This is a genomic window from Paraglaciecola sp. (genome assembly GCF_051252315.1).
Classification (GTDB): domain Bacteria; phylum Pseudomonadota; class Gammaproteobacteria; order Enterobacterales; family Alteromonadaceae; genus Paraglaciecola.
This window is the reverse complement of record NZ_JBPOFP010000004.1, coordinates 42340-60083: the sequence shown is the minus strand read 5'-3', so window position 1 is coordinate 60083 and position 17744 is coordinate 42340. Positions and strand designations below refer to the sequence as shown.

At 38.1% G+C, this 17744-nt stretch carries 20 protein-coding genes; 18 read left to right on the top strand and 2 right to left on the bottom strand.

The window, feature by feature from the left end; all coding sequences use genetic code 11:
* Positions 1 to 55 precede the first annotated feature (55 nt).
* From ACSHXM_RS01415 to ACSHXM_RS01350, 14 genes are all read left to right on the top strand, one after another.
* On the top strand, positions 56 to 1987 hold the full coding sequence (locus ACSHXM_RS01415; protein WP_435686929.1) for an ATP-dependent DNA helicase: 1932 nt from the start codon (positions 56 to 58) through the stop codon (positions 1985 to 1987).
* Positions 1984 to 2670, top strand: a complete 687-nt coding sequence (gene tsaB / locus ACSHXM_RS01410) for a tRNA (adenosine(37)-N6)-threonylcarbamoyltransferase complex dimerization subunit type 1 TsaB (protein WP_435686928.1) — start codon at positions 1984 to 1986, stop codon at positions 2668 to 2670. Before ACSHXM_RS01415 ends, tsaB begins: the two co-directional genes overlap by 4 nt.
* 141 nt (positions 2671 to 2811) lie before the next feature.
* Entirely contained in the window at positions 2812 to 3018 is a 207-nt protein-coding gene (locus ACSHXM_RS01405; RefSeq protein ID WP_435686927.1) for a zinc ribbon domain-containing protein, read from the top strand.
* Positions 3019 to 3095: 77 nt separating this feature from the next.
* The gene (locus ACSHXM_RS01400) at positions 3096 to 3686 is read left to right on the top strand and encodes a hypothetical protein (protein WP_435686926.1); all 591 of its coding nucleotides are present in this window, start codon (positions 3096 to 3098) and stop codon (positions 3684 to 3686) included.
* Between the two features lie 242 nt (positions 3687 to 3928).
* Positions 3929 to 4237, top strand: a complete 309-nt coding sequence (locus tag ACSHXM_RS01395; protein ID WP_435686925.1) for a hypothetical protein — start codon at positions 3929 to 3931, stop codon at positions 4235 to 4237.
* 88 nt (positions 4238 to 4325) lie between these two features.
* Positions 4326 to 4973: a Slp family lipoprotein gene (locus ACSHXM_RS01390; RefSeq protein ID WP_435686924.1), complete on the top strand. Its 648-nt coding sequence runs from the start codon at positions 4326 to 4328 to the stop codon at positions 4971 to 4973.
* 99 nt (positions 4974 to 5072) lie between these two features.
* Positions 5073 to 5918, top strand: coding sequence for an alpha/beta fold hydrolase (locus ACSHXM_RS01385; protein ID WP_435686923.1), 846 nt, complete (start codon positions 5073 to 5075; stop codon positions 5916 to 5918).
* 137 nt (positions 5919 to 6055) lie between these two features.
* Positions 6056 to 7708: a long-chain-fatty-acid--CoA ligase FadD gene (fadD, locus tag ACSHXM_RS01380; RefSeq protein ID WP_435686922.1), complete on the top strand. Its 1653-nt coding sequence runs from the start codon at positions 6056 to 6058 to the stop codon at positions 7706 to 7708.
* Positions 7709 to 7804: 96 nt separating this feature from the next.
* Positions 7805 to 8971, top strand: coding sequence for a ribonuclease D (rnd, locus tag ACSHXM_RS01375; protein ID WP_435686921.1), 1167 nt, complete (start codon positions 7805 to 7807; stop codon positions 8969 to 8971).
* Positions 8972 to 9247: a YcgL domain-containing protein gene (locus tag ACSHXM_RS01370; RefSeq protein ID WP_435686920.1), complete on the top strand. Its 276-nt coding sequence runs from the start codon at positions 8972 to 8974 to the stop codon at positions 9245 to 9247.
* Between the two features lie 20 nt (positions 9248 to 9267).
* Positions 9268 to 10230 (top strand): lytic murein transglycosylase, encoded by a 963-nt coding sequence (locus ACSHXM_RS01365; RefSeq protein WP_435686955.1) that lies wholly within the window; start codon positions 9268 to 9270, stop codon positions 10228 to 10230.
* Between the two features lie 2 nt (positions 10231 to 10232).
* Positions 10233 to 10898 carry a fumarylacetoacetate hydrolase family protein gene (locus ACSHXM_RS01360; RefSeq protein WP_435686919.1) on the top strand — a complete coding sequence of 222 codons (666 nt, stop codon included), beginning with the start codon at positions 10233 to 10235 and terminating at the stop codon, positions 10896 to 10898.
* A 15-nt stretch (positions 10899 to 10913) separates the two neighbouring features.
* The gene (locus ACSHXM_RS01355; protein ID WP_435686918.1) at positions 10914 to 11303 is read left to right on the top strand and encodes a hypothetical protein; all 390 of its coding nucleotides are present in this window, start codon (positions 10914 to 10916) and stop codon (positions 11301 to 11303) included.
* A 9-nt stretch (positions 11304 to 11312) separates the two neighbouring features.
* On the top strand, positions 11313 to 11807 hold the full coding sequence (locus ACSHXM_RS01350; RefSeq protein WP_435686954.1) for a YcgN family cysteine cluster protein: 495 nt from the start codon (positions 11313 to 11315) through the stop codon (positions 11805 to 11807).
* 38 nt (positions 11808 to 11845) lie between these two features.
* Here the strand turns inward: ACSHXM_RS01350 and dsbB are convergent, their stop codons facing one another.
* Entirely contained in the window at positions 11846 to 12355 is a 510-nt protein-coding gene (gene dsbB, locus ACSHXM_RS01345) for a disulfide bond formation protein DsbB (protein ID WP_435686917.1), read from the bottom strand.
* 11 nt (positions 12356 to 12366) lie between these two features.
* Positions 12367 to 13950, bottom strand: coding sequence for a sodium/proton antiporter NhaB (nhaB, locus tag ACSHXM_RS01340; RefSeq protein WP_435686916.1), 1584 nt, complete (start codon positions 13948 to 13950; stop codon positions 12367 to 12369).
* 225 nt (positions 13951 to 14175) lie between these two features.
* On the opposite strand from nhaB, the gene fadR reads away from it, so the two are divergent.
* The 4 genes from fadR (at position 14176) to ACSHXM_RS01320 (ending at position 17701) form a co-directional block, all read left to right on the top strand.
* Positions 14176 to 14886 carry a fatty acid metabolism transcriptional regulator FadR gene (gene fadR / locus ACSHXM_RS01335; protein WP_435686915.1) on the top strand — a complete coding sequence of 237 codons (711 nt, stop codon included), beginning with the start codon at positions 14176 to 14178 and terminating at the stop codon, positions 14884 to 14886.
* Between the two features lie 217 nt (positions 14887 to 15103).
* Positions 15104 to 15496, top strand: a complete 393-nt coding sequence (locus tag ACSHXM_RS01330) for a Dabb family protein (RefSeq protein ID WP_435686914.1) — start codon at positions 15104 to 15106, stop codon at positions 15494 to 15496.
* An 18-nt stretch (positions 15497 to 15514) separates the two neighbouring features.
* Positions 15515 to 15895, top strand: coding sequence for a hypothetical protein (locus ACSHXM_RS01325; RefSeq protein ID WP_435686953.1), 381 nt, complete (start codon positions 15515 to 15517; stop codon positions 15893 to 15895).
* Positions 15896 to 16231: 336 nt separating this feature from the next.
* Positions 16232 to 17701, top strand: a complete 1470-nt coding sequence (locus ACSHXM_RS01320) for a hypothetical protein (protein WP_435686913.1) — start codon at positions 16232 to 16234, stop codon at positions 17699 to 17701.
* Positions 17702 to 17744 lie beyond the last annotated feature (43 nt).

The following is a 17744-nucleotide window of genomic DNA, read 5'->3' as shown; positions in this document are numbered from 1 at the left end:
TTTTGGCATAATTGGTTCTTTATTTTACTGCTAATTGATTACCCTCTAAGGCTGTATGTCCAAAACTTCTTCTTTGTTTGCTGTTGATGGCAAGTTATCTCAAGCCATTGATGGTTTTGCTCCTCGGCAGGCCCAAACTGATATGGCCGTGGCAGTGGAAAAAATCATTCAAACTAAATCACCACTCATTGTGGAAGCGGGTACTGGTACAGGTAAAACTTTTGCATATTTAGTCCCAGCTATGTTGTCTGATAAAAAGACTATCGTGTCTACAGGCACCAAAAACCTTCAAGAACAACTGTTTCACCGAGATTTACCCTTAGTTAAAAAAGCCTTGGACTCACATAGAAAAACCGCCTTGTTAAAAGGCCGTTCTAATTATTTATGTATCCACAGGTTAAAACAACATGGTTACAACAATACTCTGCTAGATAAAAATACCCTGTCTGAGTTAACTCAGGTTAGACAGTGGTCTTCTTCCACTAAAACCGGGGATATGGGAGACATGAAGTCTTTGGCAGAAGACGCTAAAGTATTGCCATTTGTCACCTCAACGGCAGATAATTGTTTAGGTAAAGATTGTCCTGATTACGAAGATTGTTATTTAGTCAAAGCCAGAGGTAAAGCGTTAGCAGCAGATGTGGTTGTAGTGAATCATCATTTATTTTTTGCTGATATGGCCTTAAAAGACATTGGTTTTGGTGAACTTATTCCTGAAGCTGATTTAGTCGTATTTGATGAGGCCCATCAGATCCCAGATATCGCTAGTGAATATTTTGGTGAAAGTTTGTCGAGTAGACAACTGCAAGATATGAGTCGCGATATTGAAGTGGTGTATCGCACTGTTTTAAAAGATGCAAAACAATTACATAGTGCTGCTGAAAAGTGCAAGATGATTGCGGCTGATTTACGTATGTTATTTCCAGAACAACCCAAGAAGGGTAACTGGCGAGAAATGTTACAAAGAGAAGACGTTCAAACTCAGATAACAAAACTGACTGATAGCCTGACTGTGTTATACGAAGTATTGAAATTACACTTAGGCAGAGACAAAGATTTAGACAATATTTATGAACGGGTGTGTGAAGCGAAAGGCAAACTATCTCGTTTAATCGACACGAGTTTATTGGGCGTGAGTTTGTGGTACGAAACCACAATGCGACATATTATTTTGCATTTAACGCCGTTAAGTATTGCGCAAAAGTTTTCTGATTTTATTGCTGAACCTAAACGGAGTTGGGTGTTTACCTCTGCTACTTTGATGGTGGATGGTGGTTTTGGCCATTTTCAACGTCAAATGGGTTTAGACAAAGCACAAACCTTATCTTTAGAAAGCCCTTTTGATTATCCCAAACAAGCTATGTTATGTGTTCCACGATTTTTACCTGAGCCCAATGCCAGAGAAATGCGTAGTACCTTATTAGATATTTCAATCAAATTGGTGAAAGCCAGCCGAGGAAGATGTTTTTTATTGTTTACAAGTCACGCAGCCTTAAGAGCCATTGCCAGCCAGTTAGAAGATAAAATTGATAACCCTATTTTAGTACAAGGCACCACTACCAAACGCGCTTTGCTAGATAGTTATATTGCCAACAAAGACGCCGTATTATTAGGTACTGGTGCGTTTTGGGAAGGGGTTGATGTAAGAGGGGATGATTTAACCTGTGTGTTGATCGATAAACTCCCTTTTGCTTCTCCAGATGATCCATTGTTACAAGCGCGCATTGAAGATTGCCGTAAAGGTGGCGGGAATCCGTTTGCACAATTGCAAATTCCACAAGCCGCCATTTCTTTGAAACAAGGCGCTGGCAGGCTTATTCGTGATGAAGGCGACAAAGGTGTGTTAGTGATTTGTGATAATCGACTTGTGACTAAAGATTATGGCAAAATTTTTATGGGCAGTTTACCCGACATGTATCGAACAAGAGATCTGCAGAAAGCCATAGACTTTCTGCACGACATTCATCAAGACAGAGAGCAAGAATGAACCTACTAATTATTGATACCGCCACAGAGGCCTGTTCGGTTGCATTAAAGCTAGATGGCAAAGTATATAGTCAGTTTGAAGTGTGTCCACAACAACATAGTCAACGTATTTTGCCTATGGTCGATCAGGTACTTAAACAGGCCAATTGTGAACTCAAAGACTTAGATTACTTAGGCTTTGGCCGTGGTCCAGGCAGTTTTACCGGAGTGAGAATTGCTACGGGGATCATACAAGGGTTAGCCTTAGGTACAGATCTTAGGGTGGTGGGGGTGTCAACACTTGCGGCAATGTCTCAACAAGCGGCGGCAAAACAAAATGTAAATCACGTTTACGCTGCGATAGATGCACGCATGTCAGAGGTGTATTTTGCAGAATATAAATTGCTCAATGGTGTTATGCAATTAGTCGGTACTGAACAAGTAATCCCACCAGAGCAGGCTCAGTCTTTGATTGACGTATCTATTGGTTCAGTAGGAGTAGGGACAGGTTGGGTGGCTTACGAAAGTTTAAATCCAAATAATGACTTAACTGTAGCTGATAATGTTTTGTACCCTGATGCACAATTTATGTTGCCTCTGGCAGAGGAGAATATTGGTTTAGGCCAAGCTGTAAGTGTTGAAGATATTCAACCGGTTTATTTGCGAGACAAGGTGACGTGGAAGAAGTTACCAGGTAGAGAGTAGGGATTTTTTAAAGTACCTTTTGCCTCAGCAAAAGAAAACGGTTATAAAAGAACAGCGCAGAGGATGTGTAAAAATATGGCCTGAATATTAGACGGTCATAGTTTTTATAAGTATTAAGTTTACATCAAACAGGGAGTGAATATGTCAAACAGTTGGAAGTGCCCAAAATGTGATTGTAGAGATTACGAAACAGATACTATTGCGACTACAGGGAGTGGGTGGTCTAAAATATTTGATATGCAAAATCGTAAATTTACTGCAGTTATTTGCTCTAATTGTACTTACACCGAATTTTATCGCGGCAAAACCAGTACCTTAGGTAATGTATTCGACCTGTTCACCAATTAAAAACATTGGCTAGTACTTCTCTATTTGAGCCAAATTCAATTCCCCCATTAACGATGGGTTAAGCAGAAAGGAAGCATATGCGTTTACTAAACTTGGTATTGGTTACATTACTGTTGGCTGGTTGTGAGGACAAAGATAACCTTCCATTAACCAAATATGAATTATCTCCAAAGTTCTCCGATTTTAATTTAAGTGAAGATTATATCTATTGGGAAGTCAGGCGTGGAAATATGGCTGGCCAAGATGCGTCGGAAGATACCGTACAAATAAGATATGACGACGATATGTATATTAATCTCTCGGAGTATCAGTTGGAATTGTTAACTAATTCGGATACTAATAATGGCTTTAAAGGTGAGTGTCTTCCTTCTTACTGTCCAATTTATGGTGTCGGATTACTTGTAGACTCCGTATTTGTAATTGAATCTAAGGATGATCTATTAACGTTTCTGGGGTCTATTGATACACCAGCAGAACTCGCCCTTTGGTCGTCTGCTCAAGGGTACGAGTTGCTTAAATACGACATTACTGAGTATGGCTACAGAGCATTAGTATCTTGGGATAATAACTGTGGTAAAAAAGGAAAGGATTTAGTTGATGTTTATAGTGATGGGACCATTTCTTTAGTTAAAGAAATATCATCAGAAGATACTAACTACTGTGTATAACCTGACTTTATAATAACTTAAAAGGTGGCTGGTAAACTTTTACTCAGCCTCCCTTAAGGTTAAATAAATAAGCAAACAAATAAGTTATCCCAAAAAACGAATAACCCTTCCCCTTTTTATGTATGTTCTTGAGCTCAGCCAACACATATTGGAACGATTCTTGTATTTATTTCAGTTTTACGGCAATTTTTTGCCATGTAAAAGAATTTGTTTCACTCGTTTAAAGTTAAAGGAACGCGTTTTTGTCAATTGATTCGTTGTCGTCATCTGCCTTAAGAGCCTTAGATGTTGCTCGTACTCATCGGGATAAACCCCGTGAAGTTAAGCCTGTGGGTGACAAAAATGAACAGGTCTCTAGTTCTCAAGTTACCGTTATTCGCCCCGGCGATGAAGAAAGTTTAAAAAAAGCTGAAACTTTTCGTAAGCAACCCCACTCTCAATCCAATAAAAGCTTAAATGAACAGCAAGCTATTGCTGCATATGAAAGTATTGAAAAAGACCAACAACGTCAAAACATTCAATTGTTGTTAGGTGTTGATACATTCGTTTAAAAATCTTTTTCAGAATGTAATATTTACGTTACACCAAACACAATTGTTCAGTTATCATGTGATTAGAATCTTTATTGAAAGGGCGATTATGATTATCAGAGTATGTTTAATTTTTATGGCTTTGGGCCTTGCTGGTTGTGCGAGTTATCCTGAAAAACTACAAGTTACCGATCCTAATGTATTAGTCAGTTATCAAGATGCCGCTTCTAAAGCTGATCAGGTAAAAGGCCAAAGCATTCGATGGGGCGGGGCAATTGTTAAAGTTGAAAATAAAGAAAAATCGACCATGTTAGAAATGGTTTATTATCCTTTGACTAGTTATGGCAGACCACTTTCGTCAGATGAAAGCATGGGACGTTTTCGTATTCACGTTAATGGATTTATGGATCCTATGGTGTATCAAGTTGGCCGCTTAATGACATTTACTGGCGAGTTAACAGGAGTTGAAGAGGGGCTCGTTGGTGAACATAAATACGTATTTCCAAGTGCCAATGTTACAAACTACTACCTATGGAAAAAACTGCAAAGAATTGACATAAGCCGCGTAGACATTTGGCCCTATGATTATTGGTTTAATCATTACCCTAGACCTTTTTCTAGACGAGTGATTATTCGTAGCTCTAATGACTCAGGTAGACATCATTCTACAGGTTCATCTCGTCCGAGTGGTGTATCTTTGCCAAGTGGAGCAAGCACCTATCCTAAACCGGTCAGCAGTGCTAACGATATAAAATAGAAGACTGCAAAAAGATGCAGTTTCCGGCAACATTTTAGTGTAAAGCGGCAATTTATTGCCGCTTTTTTTGTGGGCTATCTGAATCATTAAAGGTGATACGTGCAACATGAATTTGAATGCCAACTAAGGCATTACACAATAAGGGGCATAGGGTTTGGCAATCCAAATAAACCTATGATACTGGCATTACATGGCTGGTTAGACAATGCGGCGAGTTTTGTACCTATAGCCGCGAACTTAGAAGATTTTTATGTATTAGCCATTGATATGACAGGTCATGGAAAGTCGCAGCATAGAAGTGCCGACGCTCATTATCATTTAGTCGATTTTGTACAAGATATCCATGAATTAGTGACGGTTCAAAATTGGTCGTCATTTATTCTAATGGGGCATTCTATGGGCGGTATTATTGCATCTTTATATGCCAGTGCTTTCCCATCAAAGATCCGAAAGTTAATTTGCATAGAGTCTTTTGGACCCATGACCAAGGAAGCTATGACGAGTGCTACACAACTCGAAGAGTCAATTATAAGTCGCTTGCAAATCCAGAGCACTCAATCTAAACCGATTAAAAGTGTAGACAAAACCATTAAGGCTAGAGCGCTAGTGGGGCATATGAGTATCGAGTCTGCAAGTTTATTGGTTAAACGAAATATTAAACAAAAAGATGGTTGTTTGGTGTTTAGTTCAGATAAACGTTTACGCACCTATTCATCTTTAAGAATGACGGAAGAGCAAGCGGAAGGGTTTATGCGACGTATCATTTGTCCAGTTTTAGTGATCAGCGGCAAACAAGGGTTTGATTTTGTTCAACAAGCAGTGACTAGCAGACAAGCATGGGTAACAGACGTTTTGCATATAAGCTGTGAAGGTCACCACCATTTACATATGGATAACTCTGCCATCGTTGCTCAACATGTTCATAGGTTTTTAATATATCAATGAGTTGTTAATAATTTGTTGATTTATCTTTTTTTATTCTTTAGGTATCATACTGGTCGGGCTAGTTGGTACTAGCATACAAAATATACAAATCTCTTTATAGCGAAAAGTGTGCTTGAGAGGTCTTGCCTGGAGGCACAGTGGAAAAAATTTGGTTAAAAAGCTACGACGAAAAGGTAGCGGCAGAAATAAACCCCGATCATTATTCTTCTTTGGTTGAAGTGTTAGAGCAGTCAGTCGCACAATTCTCTGATAAGACAAGTTACATCAATATGGGCAAAAGTATTACTTTTGCTGAATTAGATGAGTTAAGTAAAAACTTTGCTGCGTATCTGCAATCTTCAGGCTTTAAAGCAGGTGATGCAATAGCCATTATGATGCCTAATTTGATCCAATACCCTGTTGCTTTGTTTGGTATTTTGCGTGCAGGTATGACAGTGGTTAATGTCAATCCTCTATACACGGCAAGAGAACTAGAACATCAACTTAAAGACTCTAACGCTCAGGGTATTGTTATTGTTGATAATTTCGCCCATGTCTTAACAGAGGTGATTGGACAAACTCAGATCAAAAAAGTGGTACTCACTTCTTTAGGTGACATGTTATCGCCCGTTAAAAAAGTGTTGACTAACTTTGTAGTGAAACATGTGAAAAAGATTGTGCCAAGTTACCACTTACCTGATGCGGATTCGTTTTTAACCGCCCTTAAATTGGGTAGTAAACAGTCTTTTAACCGAGCAGAGGTAACAGGCGAAGATATCGCCTTTTTGCAATACACTGGTGGAACAACAGGGGTTTCAAAAGGAGCGATGTTAACCCATAGAAATATGTTGGCTAATCTAGAGCAAAACTCTCAGCTGTTATCCACAGTTATTGATGAAGGGCAGGATTTTGTTGTAACGGCTTTGCCTCTGTATCATATATTTGCTCTGCAAGTTAATTGTTTCACCTTTATTAAGTTTGGTTGTTCGAATCTTTTAATTACCAACCCTAGAGATATGCCTGGTTTTGTTGCCGAAATCGCAAAATATCCATTTACTATACTCATTGGCGTAAACACTTTATTTAATGGTTTACTCAATACACCAGGGTTCGACAAATTGAACTTTAAAAACATGAAGTTTGCTTTAGGTGGGGGAGCTGCTGTACAAAGGCCTGTTGCTGAAAAGTGGGCTGCCGTGACAGGACAAGTTTTATTAGAAGGGTATGGATTAACCGAGTGTTCGCCTGTCGTCACCGTTAACCCGCCTCAATTATCGGCATACAATGGTTCAATAGGTTTACCTGTGCCTTCTGTTGATATCAAACTTGTGGATGATGACGGCAATGAAGTAGCTTTGGGCGAAGCTGGAGAAATGTGGGTAAAAGGCCCTAACGTCATGAAAGGTTACTTAAATAGGCCTGAAGCTACAGCTGAAATAATCAAAGACGGTTGGTTAGCCACGGGTGATATTGCTAAATGTGATGAAGACGGGTATTTCTACTTAGTCGACCGTAAAAAAGATATGATTTTGGTATCTGGCTTCAATGTATTTCCAAATGAAATAGAAGAAGTGTTGGCTATGCACGCTGATATTGTAGAAGCCGCAGCTGTTGGAGTTCAACACGACGTTTCGGGCGAAGTGGTTAAGGTATTTGTCGTAACCTCTAATACCGCGCTGACAGAAAAAGATGTGATTGAACATTGTCGAACTCAATTGACAGGATACAAAGTACCTAAAAAAGTTGAATTTAGAGACGAGCTTCCTAAAAGTAATGTTGGTAAGATACTGCGTAGAGAATTAAGAGAGTAATTAAACTTACGAAGGTTTAACAAATTTCCCATCCCAAACTCTTTCGGTTTGGTATCATAGCCGGCTCTAGCCGGCTTTTTAATGTTTTGGATTTTCATGCAATATACTTTTATCACGGACAATCACGTTCTCAATGAGTTTTGTGCTCAAGCAAGTCAGGCTGAGGCCATTGCGGTAGACACTGAATTTGTCAGAACGCGCACTCTTTATCCTAAGTTAGGATTGATTCAAATATACGACGGCAAACAACTAGTATTAATTGACCCATTAAGCATCAGTGATTTTAATGCTTTAAAAGATTTATTAATTAACCCCAATGTCGTTAAGGTTTTACACTCTTGTTCCGAAGATTTAGAGACATTTTGGCATGCCTTTAATGTGATGCCCTCGCCGATATTTGATACGCAATTTGCTGCCAGTATTGTTGGCATGGGAACCTCTTTAGGTTATGCAAAGTTAGTAGAACAAATGTTGGGAATTACCGTTGATAAAGGTGAGTCTAGAACCGATTGGATAGCCCGTCCTTTGCGAAAAGAACAGTGTGTCTATGCGGCAAATGACGTCTTGTATTTATTCCAATTATACCCAGAACTTAAGACTAAAGTTGAGTGCCAGAATAAGTTACCTTGGGTATACTCAGAGATAGAGTTATTGTCTGCTAAAAAGAAAAATTCAATCCCACTTGAAGAGGTGTATTTAGGTTTAAAAAATAACTGGAAGTTAAGTGGTCGTTCAATATTAATTTTACGAAAACTTGCAGCCTGGCGTACGGCAACTGCCCGAAAAAGAGATATGGCGTTAAACTTTGTTGTGAGAGAAGAAAACCTCATCGAAATTGCTCGACAACAACCTTTAACAAAAAACGCACTGAATGCAATTCAAAGTATGAACCCTCACGAAATACGCATTCATGGTGATGTGTTAGTGGAAATAGTTAAAGAGTGCCAAGAGGTAACACCTAAACTGTTCCCACCTAGAGTAGAGCGGTTAAACGACTTTGAAGAAAATAAAAATACGGTGTCGGCAATACGTAAAATTTGCAGTCGAATTGCTGGAGAATATGAAATTCCAGTTGAGCTAGTGGGATCGAAAAAACAAATTAACCAAATTATAAAATGGTGTTGGTTTAAAAGTGACGAAACCCGCGCTTTAAACATGCAACCCGATTTGATCAGTGGTTGGCGTAAACCTTTATTTGAAGACGAGTTATTAAAAGTGAGTAGTTTGAAACTTTCAGAAGCCCTTGAAAAGGAGCCTAAATAAATGTTGTGTGCTGTTTATAAAAGTAGCAAAAAACAAGAAACCTATTTATATGTGCCTGGACGAGATGATTTTTCTAAGGTGCCTAAAGACTTATTGGCTACCTTCGGCACACCAGTATTTCTAATGATTATGCCCTTAAAAGAAGATCGTGAATTGGCTCGAGTTGATATTGATAAGTTACGTAGTGAATTGAAATTAAATGGGTTTTATTTACAACTACCACCACCACCGGAAGATTTGTTAAAACAACATCTTAAACAAATGAAAAGTAAATAATTGGAGCCGCTGTGAAACCGATTAAATGTTTGTGTTTTTTGGCTATTGTTTTTAGCAGCTCAGCATTAGCAAAAGTTAGTTTTAATGATTATGTACATAATTTGAAAGAAGAAGCATTAGCTAAAGGATATTCTCAAGCGTTTCTGGAGAATACATTCGCTTCGGTGAAACTACGTAAGAAGGTGGTTAAAGCAGACAAAAACCAACCTGAAACTAAGATGACGTTAGATAAATATCTAGCCACCCGTGTACCCGATTGGAAAGTCAGTAAAGCGGTTAAATTGTTAGAAGAAAACCGTCAAATTTTAGAACAGGTCGAAGAAACCTACGGTGTACAAAAACGTTTCATTGTTGCTTTGTGGGGGAATGAAAGTAACTTCGGAAGTATTCAGGGGAAACACCCTGTTATCTCTTCTTTAGTTTCTCTTGCCTATGATGGACGACGAGAAAAACTGTTTAAGAAGCAGCTATTTGCTGCTTTAGATATCTTGCAGCAGGGACATATTGAACAAGATAAGTTTTTAGGATCTTGGGCGGGTGCTATGGGCCAAAGTCAGTTTATGCCAACTTCTTTTCTTAATTATGCGGTTGATTTTGATGGGGACGGAAAAAAGGATATTTGGAACAATAAAGCCGATGTCTTTGCCTCCATTGCTAACTTTTTAAAATCAGAAGGTTGGAGTGACCAGCTAACTTGGGGGCGGCAGGTCAAAATTCCGACCGACTTTAACCTTAAATTAGCCAGTATAAAGCGGAATGCAATTAGACCAATTGATGATTGGCATCAATTAGGTATCACTCGCTATTCTGGTGAGGCATTACCTAAGGTTGATTTAAACGCTTCATTAATTGCGCCGGATGGTGCCAAAGGACGTATTTACCTTGTGTATGAAAACTTTCACACGTTAATGAAATGGAACAGGTCTAGTTATTTTGGTGTATCAGTCAGTTATTTGTCTGACAGAATAAAAAAGGGGAGTTAAGGATGACCACATATGTACATAGAGATATAAATGAACAAAAAGTTGATTTACCTGTGGGTAAAGTGGTCTGTGTAGGCCGTAACTATATGCTGCATATTAAAGAGTTAAATAATGAAGTGCCTGAGCAACCTTTACTCTTTATGAAGCCTTCTTCTGCTCTATGTGATGTCGCACAAGATATCAAGATCCCTAAACATTTAGGGGAGTGCCACAATGAATTAGAAGTGGCTGTGTTGTTGAAGACTAAACTCACTTGTGCATCTAATGAAGAAGTTCAAGCTGGTATTTGGGGAGTAGGATTAGGCTTAGATCTTACACTTAGGGATATTCAGAGTAAGCTCAAAGCTAAAGGCCAACCATGGGAACGAGCTAAAGCGTTTGACGATAGTTGCCCAATGTCTCAATTTATCCCATTCGATCAAATCGATGATTTAAGGGATATCAAGTTTAAATTGGTTGTGAATGGTGAAGTTAGACAAGATGGGAATACTGGAGATATGATGCTTTCTATAGTCGACTTGTTGGTTGAAATCACAAAGCAGTTTACCTTGTTACCAGGGGATATCGTGATGACAGGTACACCCAAAGGTGTGGCAGCATTAAACGTCAGTGAACAATTAAATCTAGAGCTTCCCCCTTTGCTGTCAATCAAGACGATAATTGTTTAATTAGACATACCCACAGTGAAAAACTACTCATTTACATATCAAGTTGACCAAGCAAATCAAATATTAATTTGCGAAGCAGAAGGTGAGCTAAATCAGCATGTTGATATGGAGTATATGTTTAAAAACATGGTCAAACTTGCTGGCAAAGAACGGATCCGTAACATTGTATTAGATGTCACTGCCTTACGAATTAATTGTACGAGCATTGAAATTTCCCATTTTTTAATGGACGTAGTTGAGCTCGACTTAATGGGCGACATTAAAATTGCTAGGATCACATCTGGTGAACAAAACAGTCAAAATATAATCGCTGAAATAGCCCGAAAATTGTCATTATCAATTAGAAACTTCGAAACTCGAAGTGAAGCGCTGATTTGGTTGTTATTCGATACTCCCCCTAAATAAGAAGAGCGAATCGTGGATAAATATTGGGAAACTAAGCCTCTAGAAGAAATGAATCAACAAGAATGGGAATCCTTGTGTGATGGTTGCGCTAAATGTTGTTTACATAAATTTATAGATGATGAAGCTGTAGTTGATGCTGCGCCCACAGATTACCTAGGTAAAGGTGAAAAAATACATTACACCAATATTGTATGTGGTTTATTAAATACTAAATCTTGTTCTTGTACTAAATATAACGAGCGTACCAAGTTAGTACCTGAGTGTGTGAAGTTAACCAAAGATAATTTACAAGAAATATTTTTCATGCCTGCTAGCTGCAGTTATAGGCGATTACATGAAGGAAGGGGGTTACCCAGTTGGCATCCATTACTGAATAAAGGGAAGAAGTCAGCAATGCACAAAAGTGGTATGTCGGTTAGAGGCAAGACAGTTTATGATCACGATGTAGAAATGGAAAATTTTGAAGACTATATTGCGCTTTGGCCAATGGAAGACATAGATTAGTAGAGGTTATGACAACCTCTACTATTATTTTAATTAGTTTAAAACTTTTTAGCTTTTAGCAACCTAGTCAGCACTACTAAAACAAACGTTGCGCTATAAGCTGCAAAAATAACTATCATCCATTGTGGCATGCTCATATCGAAAAATTGCCAATCTATATCACCACAATCTCCGCTCGCTTCAAAAATGGCTGGTAACCATTCATGTAATGGAGCCCAGCTAGGAAAGTTAGGTACTATTTCACAGCTAGCGAAAAAGGGATTAACAGCCGTTTGTATGTCTACATGTTCGATGGCGATTAGTAGTCCCCAGATAGAAGACACGCCCCAAAAAATATAAGCAATCAACCGAGTGAGTATGTTGTTCACTATTAGTGGTGGAATAGCTGAGAACAAAATACCGAAAATGGCTGTTCTTTGATAGATACACATGATGCATGGAGCAAGCTGCATACCATATTGGAAATACAGCGCAGCTAACTCAAGGCTTAGGCACGACCCAAAGAGAAGTGCCCATGCCGCCTTTTTTTCTACAAGGTTAGTTAACACCTATTTGTCACCTAGTGTGCTGCAGGTGCGGCGTCTGCTGCGCCTGTTACATGGTGTTCAATTAAGTGCATCTCGTATAACCATTCTGTAAGTTCGTATAGCCCTAAGTAGGTAGCTGCTAAGCCAACTAAAGTAAGTACGATTGTGTATGGCAAAGCCATATAAACCATAGTGCCATAAGACAATCTTAATAAAGGTGCAATGGCCGAGGTTAATAAGAATAAGAATGCGGCTTGACCGTTTGGAGTCGCGACACTTGGTAAGTTAGTTCCCGTATTGATTGCTACTGCTAACATGTCGAACTGATCACGAGTAATCGCACCGTTATTTAGAGCAGCAGTGACTTCGGTAATGTATACAGAACCTACAAATACATTATCACTGACCATAGAAAGTAACCCATTGGCCAGATAGAACATGACTAACTGGGTTTTACCTTCAAAGGTTAATACCCACGTAATAACAGGGGTAAATAAACCTTGGTCGATAATGACCGCAACTACGCCAAAAAATACACATAATAAAGCAGTAAATGGCAAGGCTTCTTCAAAAGCTTTACCTATAGAGTGTTCGTCAATTACGCCGCTCATACTGGTAGCTAGCACAATAATAGATAAGCCAATTAGGCCTACAGCAGCTAGATGACCAGCTAATCCAACAACTAACCAAAGTGCAATTAGTCCTTGAACGCCTAACTTAGCTTTGTCTTGAATCGTTAGGTTTGCCGTGGTGTAGGTATCGTAATCGGTTAATATTTCACGAACAACCGGTGGAATTTGAGCACCATAATTAAACAGCTTAAATTTTTCAACCACAAAGGTTGTGGCTAAACCGGCAAAAAATACTGGGATAGTTATAGGAGACATACGAATGAAAAACTCTACGAAATCCCAACCTGCTTTATCAGCAATGATTAGGTTTTGTGGTTCACCCACCATAGTCATTACGCCACCTAATGCAGTACCCACACCCGCGTGCATCATAAGATTACGTAAAAACGCTCTAAAATTTTCTAAATCATCACGACTTAAGTGGGGGACTTCTTCGTCTTGAGAATGATCGTGATCGGCATGGAAGTCTTTACCTGACGCGACCTTATGATAAATAGAATAAAAACCTAAACCAACTGTGATGATTACTGCTACAACTGTTAGTGCGTCTAAAAATGCAGATAATACTGCGCAAGCAGCTGCGAAAGCTATGGAGAGTGCTATTTTGTTCTTTAGTTTTAATAATAGTTTTGTGAACAAAAAGAGCAGAAGGTCTTTCATAAAGTAGATGCCAGCTACCATGAATACTAACAAGAGAATAACCTCTATATTAACCACCATCTCATGTTTCATATGTTCTGGGGTTGTCATGCCTATAAATAGGGCTTCCATCAGTAGTAATCCACCAGGCTGCAGGGGATAACACTTTAACGCCATTGCTAATGTAAAAATGAACTCTAAAACTAAAGCCCAACCAGCAACATACGGGTTAATAGCAAATAAAATCGGGTTAATAATAAGAAAAGCAATGATTGCTTGTTTGTACCAATTAGGTGCTTTTCCTAAAAAGTTTGCGGCCACGGCCTGGGGTAAAGACATCTGCATATGCAATTTTCCTTGCAACTATTATAATTGTTAAGATCTACAGGTAGCCAGTGTAAACAAAAATGGTTGTAAAATCCCGTAGTTACAAAATATTTAATAAATTATTTTACCTTTTTAATGCTTGTAATTGTGACAAATGAAAAGATTCGTTGTTCCAATCAAATGTCATCTGGTACAATCAGTTTCGAAAGTTGAGAATAAAAATTATAACGAAGTGAGTTGTTCATGATATATAAGGCCCAAAGTCCAGCAGGGTTCGCTGAAGAATATATAGTTGAATCAATTTGGAGTGGACGATTTCCACCCGGTACGATTTTGCCTGCTGAACGTGAGTTGTCAGAATTGATTGGTGTAACACGTACTACTTTGCGCGAAGTGTTGCAACGCTTAGCTCGTGATGGTTGGTTAACCATTCAACATGGTAAACCAACTAAAGTTAATAACTTTTGGGAGACCTCCGGTCTAAACATACTAGAAACCCTAGCCCGATTGGATGAAGATGGTATTTCTGAATTAGTTGACCACTTATTAGCTGCTAGAACTAATTTAAGCGCGGTTTATATTCGTGGTGCAATTCGCAACAACCAACAAGAATGTATTGACCAGTTAAATAAATATCGGGATATTTCAGAAGATCCTCAAGCATTTGCTGACTGTGATTATCAGCTGCACCATGATCTAGCTTTTGCTTCAGGTAATCCAGTATATGTTTTAATGATGAATGGATTTAGAGGTTTGTATTCACGTATTGGTGGATATTACTTTTCAACTCAAAAGTCTCGTGATTTAACCCGAGAATATTACAGTCAATTATTACAACTAGCCGAAAATGGTGATTATCAACAAGTTGCCATGACAATTCGTGATTACGGATTAGAAAGTGGTAAAATTTGGCAAGAAATGCGTGACGACATTCCTAAAGGTTTAGTCGACTAATTATTTTAATAAGACCATAAAGTTTACTTTGTGGTCTTACTCTTTATCTTATTTCTATCAATCCTTAAATCACCTAGATTCCATTCTTATCAAGCATTACGACTATGAATATTTACATCGTAAAATTGTGATTAAATCAAAAAATTTATCAAAATTTACCAGCACTTAGTTTATAGTGCTGGGCTGTTTACAATCTAATGATTTAGAATGGTGAAAAATGAAAAAATTATTTTTAGTGTTAATCTGTTTTTTAGGGGTATCTTCAATGGCAAATGCAAATCAAGAAAAAATTGCAGCAGGCGGTTTTGTTCATTCAGTTTATTTTTGGCTTAATAATCCAGAAAGTAAACAAGAGCGTGAAGCTTTCGAAAAACACTTAACCAAATTTATAAATGCCTCTAAATATGTCAAGACTAAGCATATTGGTACTAAAGCTAGTTCTCCTCGTGATGTAGTCGACAGTAGTTACGATTATTGTTTAATCGTGACATTTGCGAATAAAGAAGAGCAAGATAAATATCAATCTGAAGACGTGCATTTAACTTTTGTTAAGGATGCAGCTTACTTATGGAAAGATGTTGTGGTGTATGACTCTAACAGCATTCTTTAGTCCTTCACGTAAATGAAAGTGTGGCTGTTGATTTTTAGAAGTCCTATTCGTGTCATTAGGATTAAGAAAAATCAGGGCAAAATAAATCTTAAGCGTCAAATGGTGAGGGTGAAATTCGCCCTTCGCCAGGAGTCGGTAGAAACCAAAGATATGCTAATTATCTATCGAAAATATACAATGGGCCAAGCAACAAAAGAAGAAATGAGTGAAGCAAACGCTCAGTTTTTTGATGTTATTAAAGGTCTAGGTATTGGTGTTTTCGCGGTATTACCTTTCGCTCCAATTACTATCCCTATCGCGATAAAATTAGGTCGATTAGTCGGTGTTGAAATATTGCCCAGCGCATTTGTGGCGACAGATAAATCAACCGATGTTACACCTAAAGGAAAAACCGACTAAACAAGCACTTCGCTCACTGTAGTGTGCTTTATTTTTGTTTACATATATGATTAGATGAGTAGACAAAATTCGTCGGAACTTAGCGTTATGCATGGAAGGTATTGGTCATTTTCTATTAGAGTAGGGCTCTATTTACATTTTCATAAACCACCTAAACAATTAGACAAAAATACTTCCTACATATCGGCAACTCTATGAATAGTTTTTTATTAAAAATAATCAAAGTTTGTGGGATTAACCGATAACCCCAAACGAAGCTCTAATTCGATTAAGCTTACGGGCATAAAATAGTGTTTAAACACAGCGCTCAAGATAAAAAATAAGTGGTATTACATTTTGTTAGATAAAAAATTTAATTCGAATTACACCATAGCTGTAGACACTGTGGTCAAAGCAATTAGTGGTAAAGCCAGGGGGCAAAAATCTCTGTTTAAGCAAGCAGAAGAGTATTTTGAAAAAGAGCCCGAAAACCGGGCTAAGCTGCAAGATTTAAATGATCAAGTAGCGACGCTTCAGGCAGAATTAGATGCAACCCCACTGTTTAAATTTAAACCTAAGATAAAGTTATTAGAACTAGAGAAACTAGAAAAAGAACTCGAAAAAGAAAAATCACTTCAAAATAAAGCTAGATTGATTCGGTTACACAATGCCATTGATGTTTGCTTAAGATTACTCTCGTTAACTGAAGGCGGAGAGTTTGACGAAACCCAGTTGAAAAGTTCTAAATATTTAGCAACTATTTTATTGTTCTCTCCAGGAGAAGGTAAACGACTTGCCGAGTTACACCAATCTTTGAAACCTTCTTACCGAGCTGTGTTAAGTTTACGTTTATTAGATAAATTGTTAGCAGGAAAAGGGTTAAAAAACACACATATTTTGGGCCATTATGATGCTCAAACACGTTATGAAATAGGTAAGCCAGACAACGTAAACTTCACCCAATCAATTGCATTGCCAATAATGTTTGCTGCTATTTTTCAAGAAATTGGCTTGCTCCACCCTAAAGTCAGCGCAATTTTGGAAGGTCTTGAAGGTAACCTAGACAGATATCGAACTTTAGATAAAGCTGAACGTACTCAAGTTGCCAAATTTACCAATCAATATACCTTAGAGTATTTAGAGCAAGGTTTGGGTTTACAACAGGACATTGTTGGATCTACTCAAGATGTGAAAGCTTTTAAAGAAGCGGAAGAAAAACGAATTCAGTTTCAACTAACCTTAGTCAAAGACGCGAATTCAACTAAGTCGGGTACCAGCGAAATAATACGTATACCTCAAATATACACATCGATAATTTTTCCCACAAAAAGGGAATTTTCAAAAAGTACTTTGCCCAATGCGTCAGTGTTAATTGCTCAGTTAGCCAGTAAAAAGAAAATTAGTACACAAGTAGCCAATGCATTTATCAGTATTGTAGGTAAGTTCCCTATGGGATATGGCGTAGTCTATTTACCTCGAGATGCCAGAGGAATCGAACTTAATCACTATGAATATGCCCTAGTGGTGGGTCTTAACCCTGCTAAAGTCGATGAACCTAATTGTCGTTTGGTGAGTCGAAACTTACTTTTTTCAGAATATGGGAAAAATGAAGTGATTGAAGCCTCCCGTAATATGCATTACGAAAAAGCACGTAAAAAACTAGAAAGGATAGATCCCAAAAAGTTACTAGAAATCAGACAAACCTTAACGCATAAGTTTGATCCTAAAAAGGCGCAACAGCTCATTCCACTCTATTGGGAGGGGTATAATTATTTTATTGTCGAAGGTTATCAAAACCTTTGGAATCAAGTTATGCGAGAAGATTAAGCGGATCTAGCGTCATTTTTTAATCTGTTCAAATAAAAAGGCA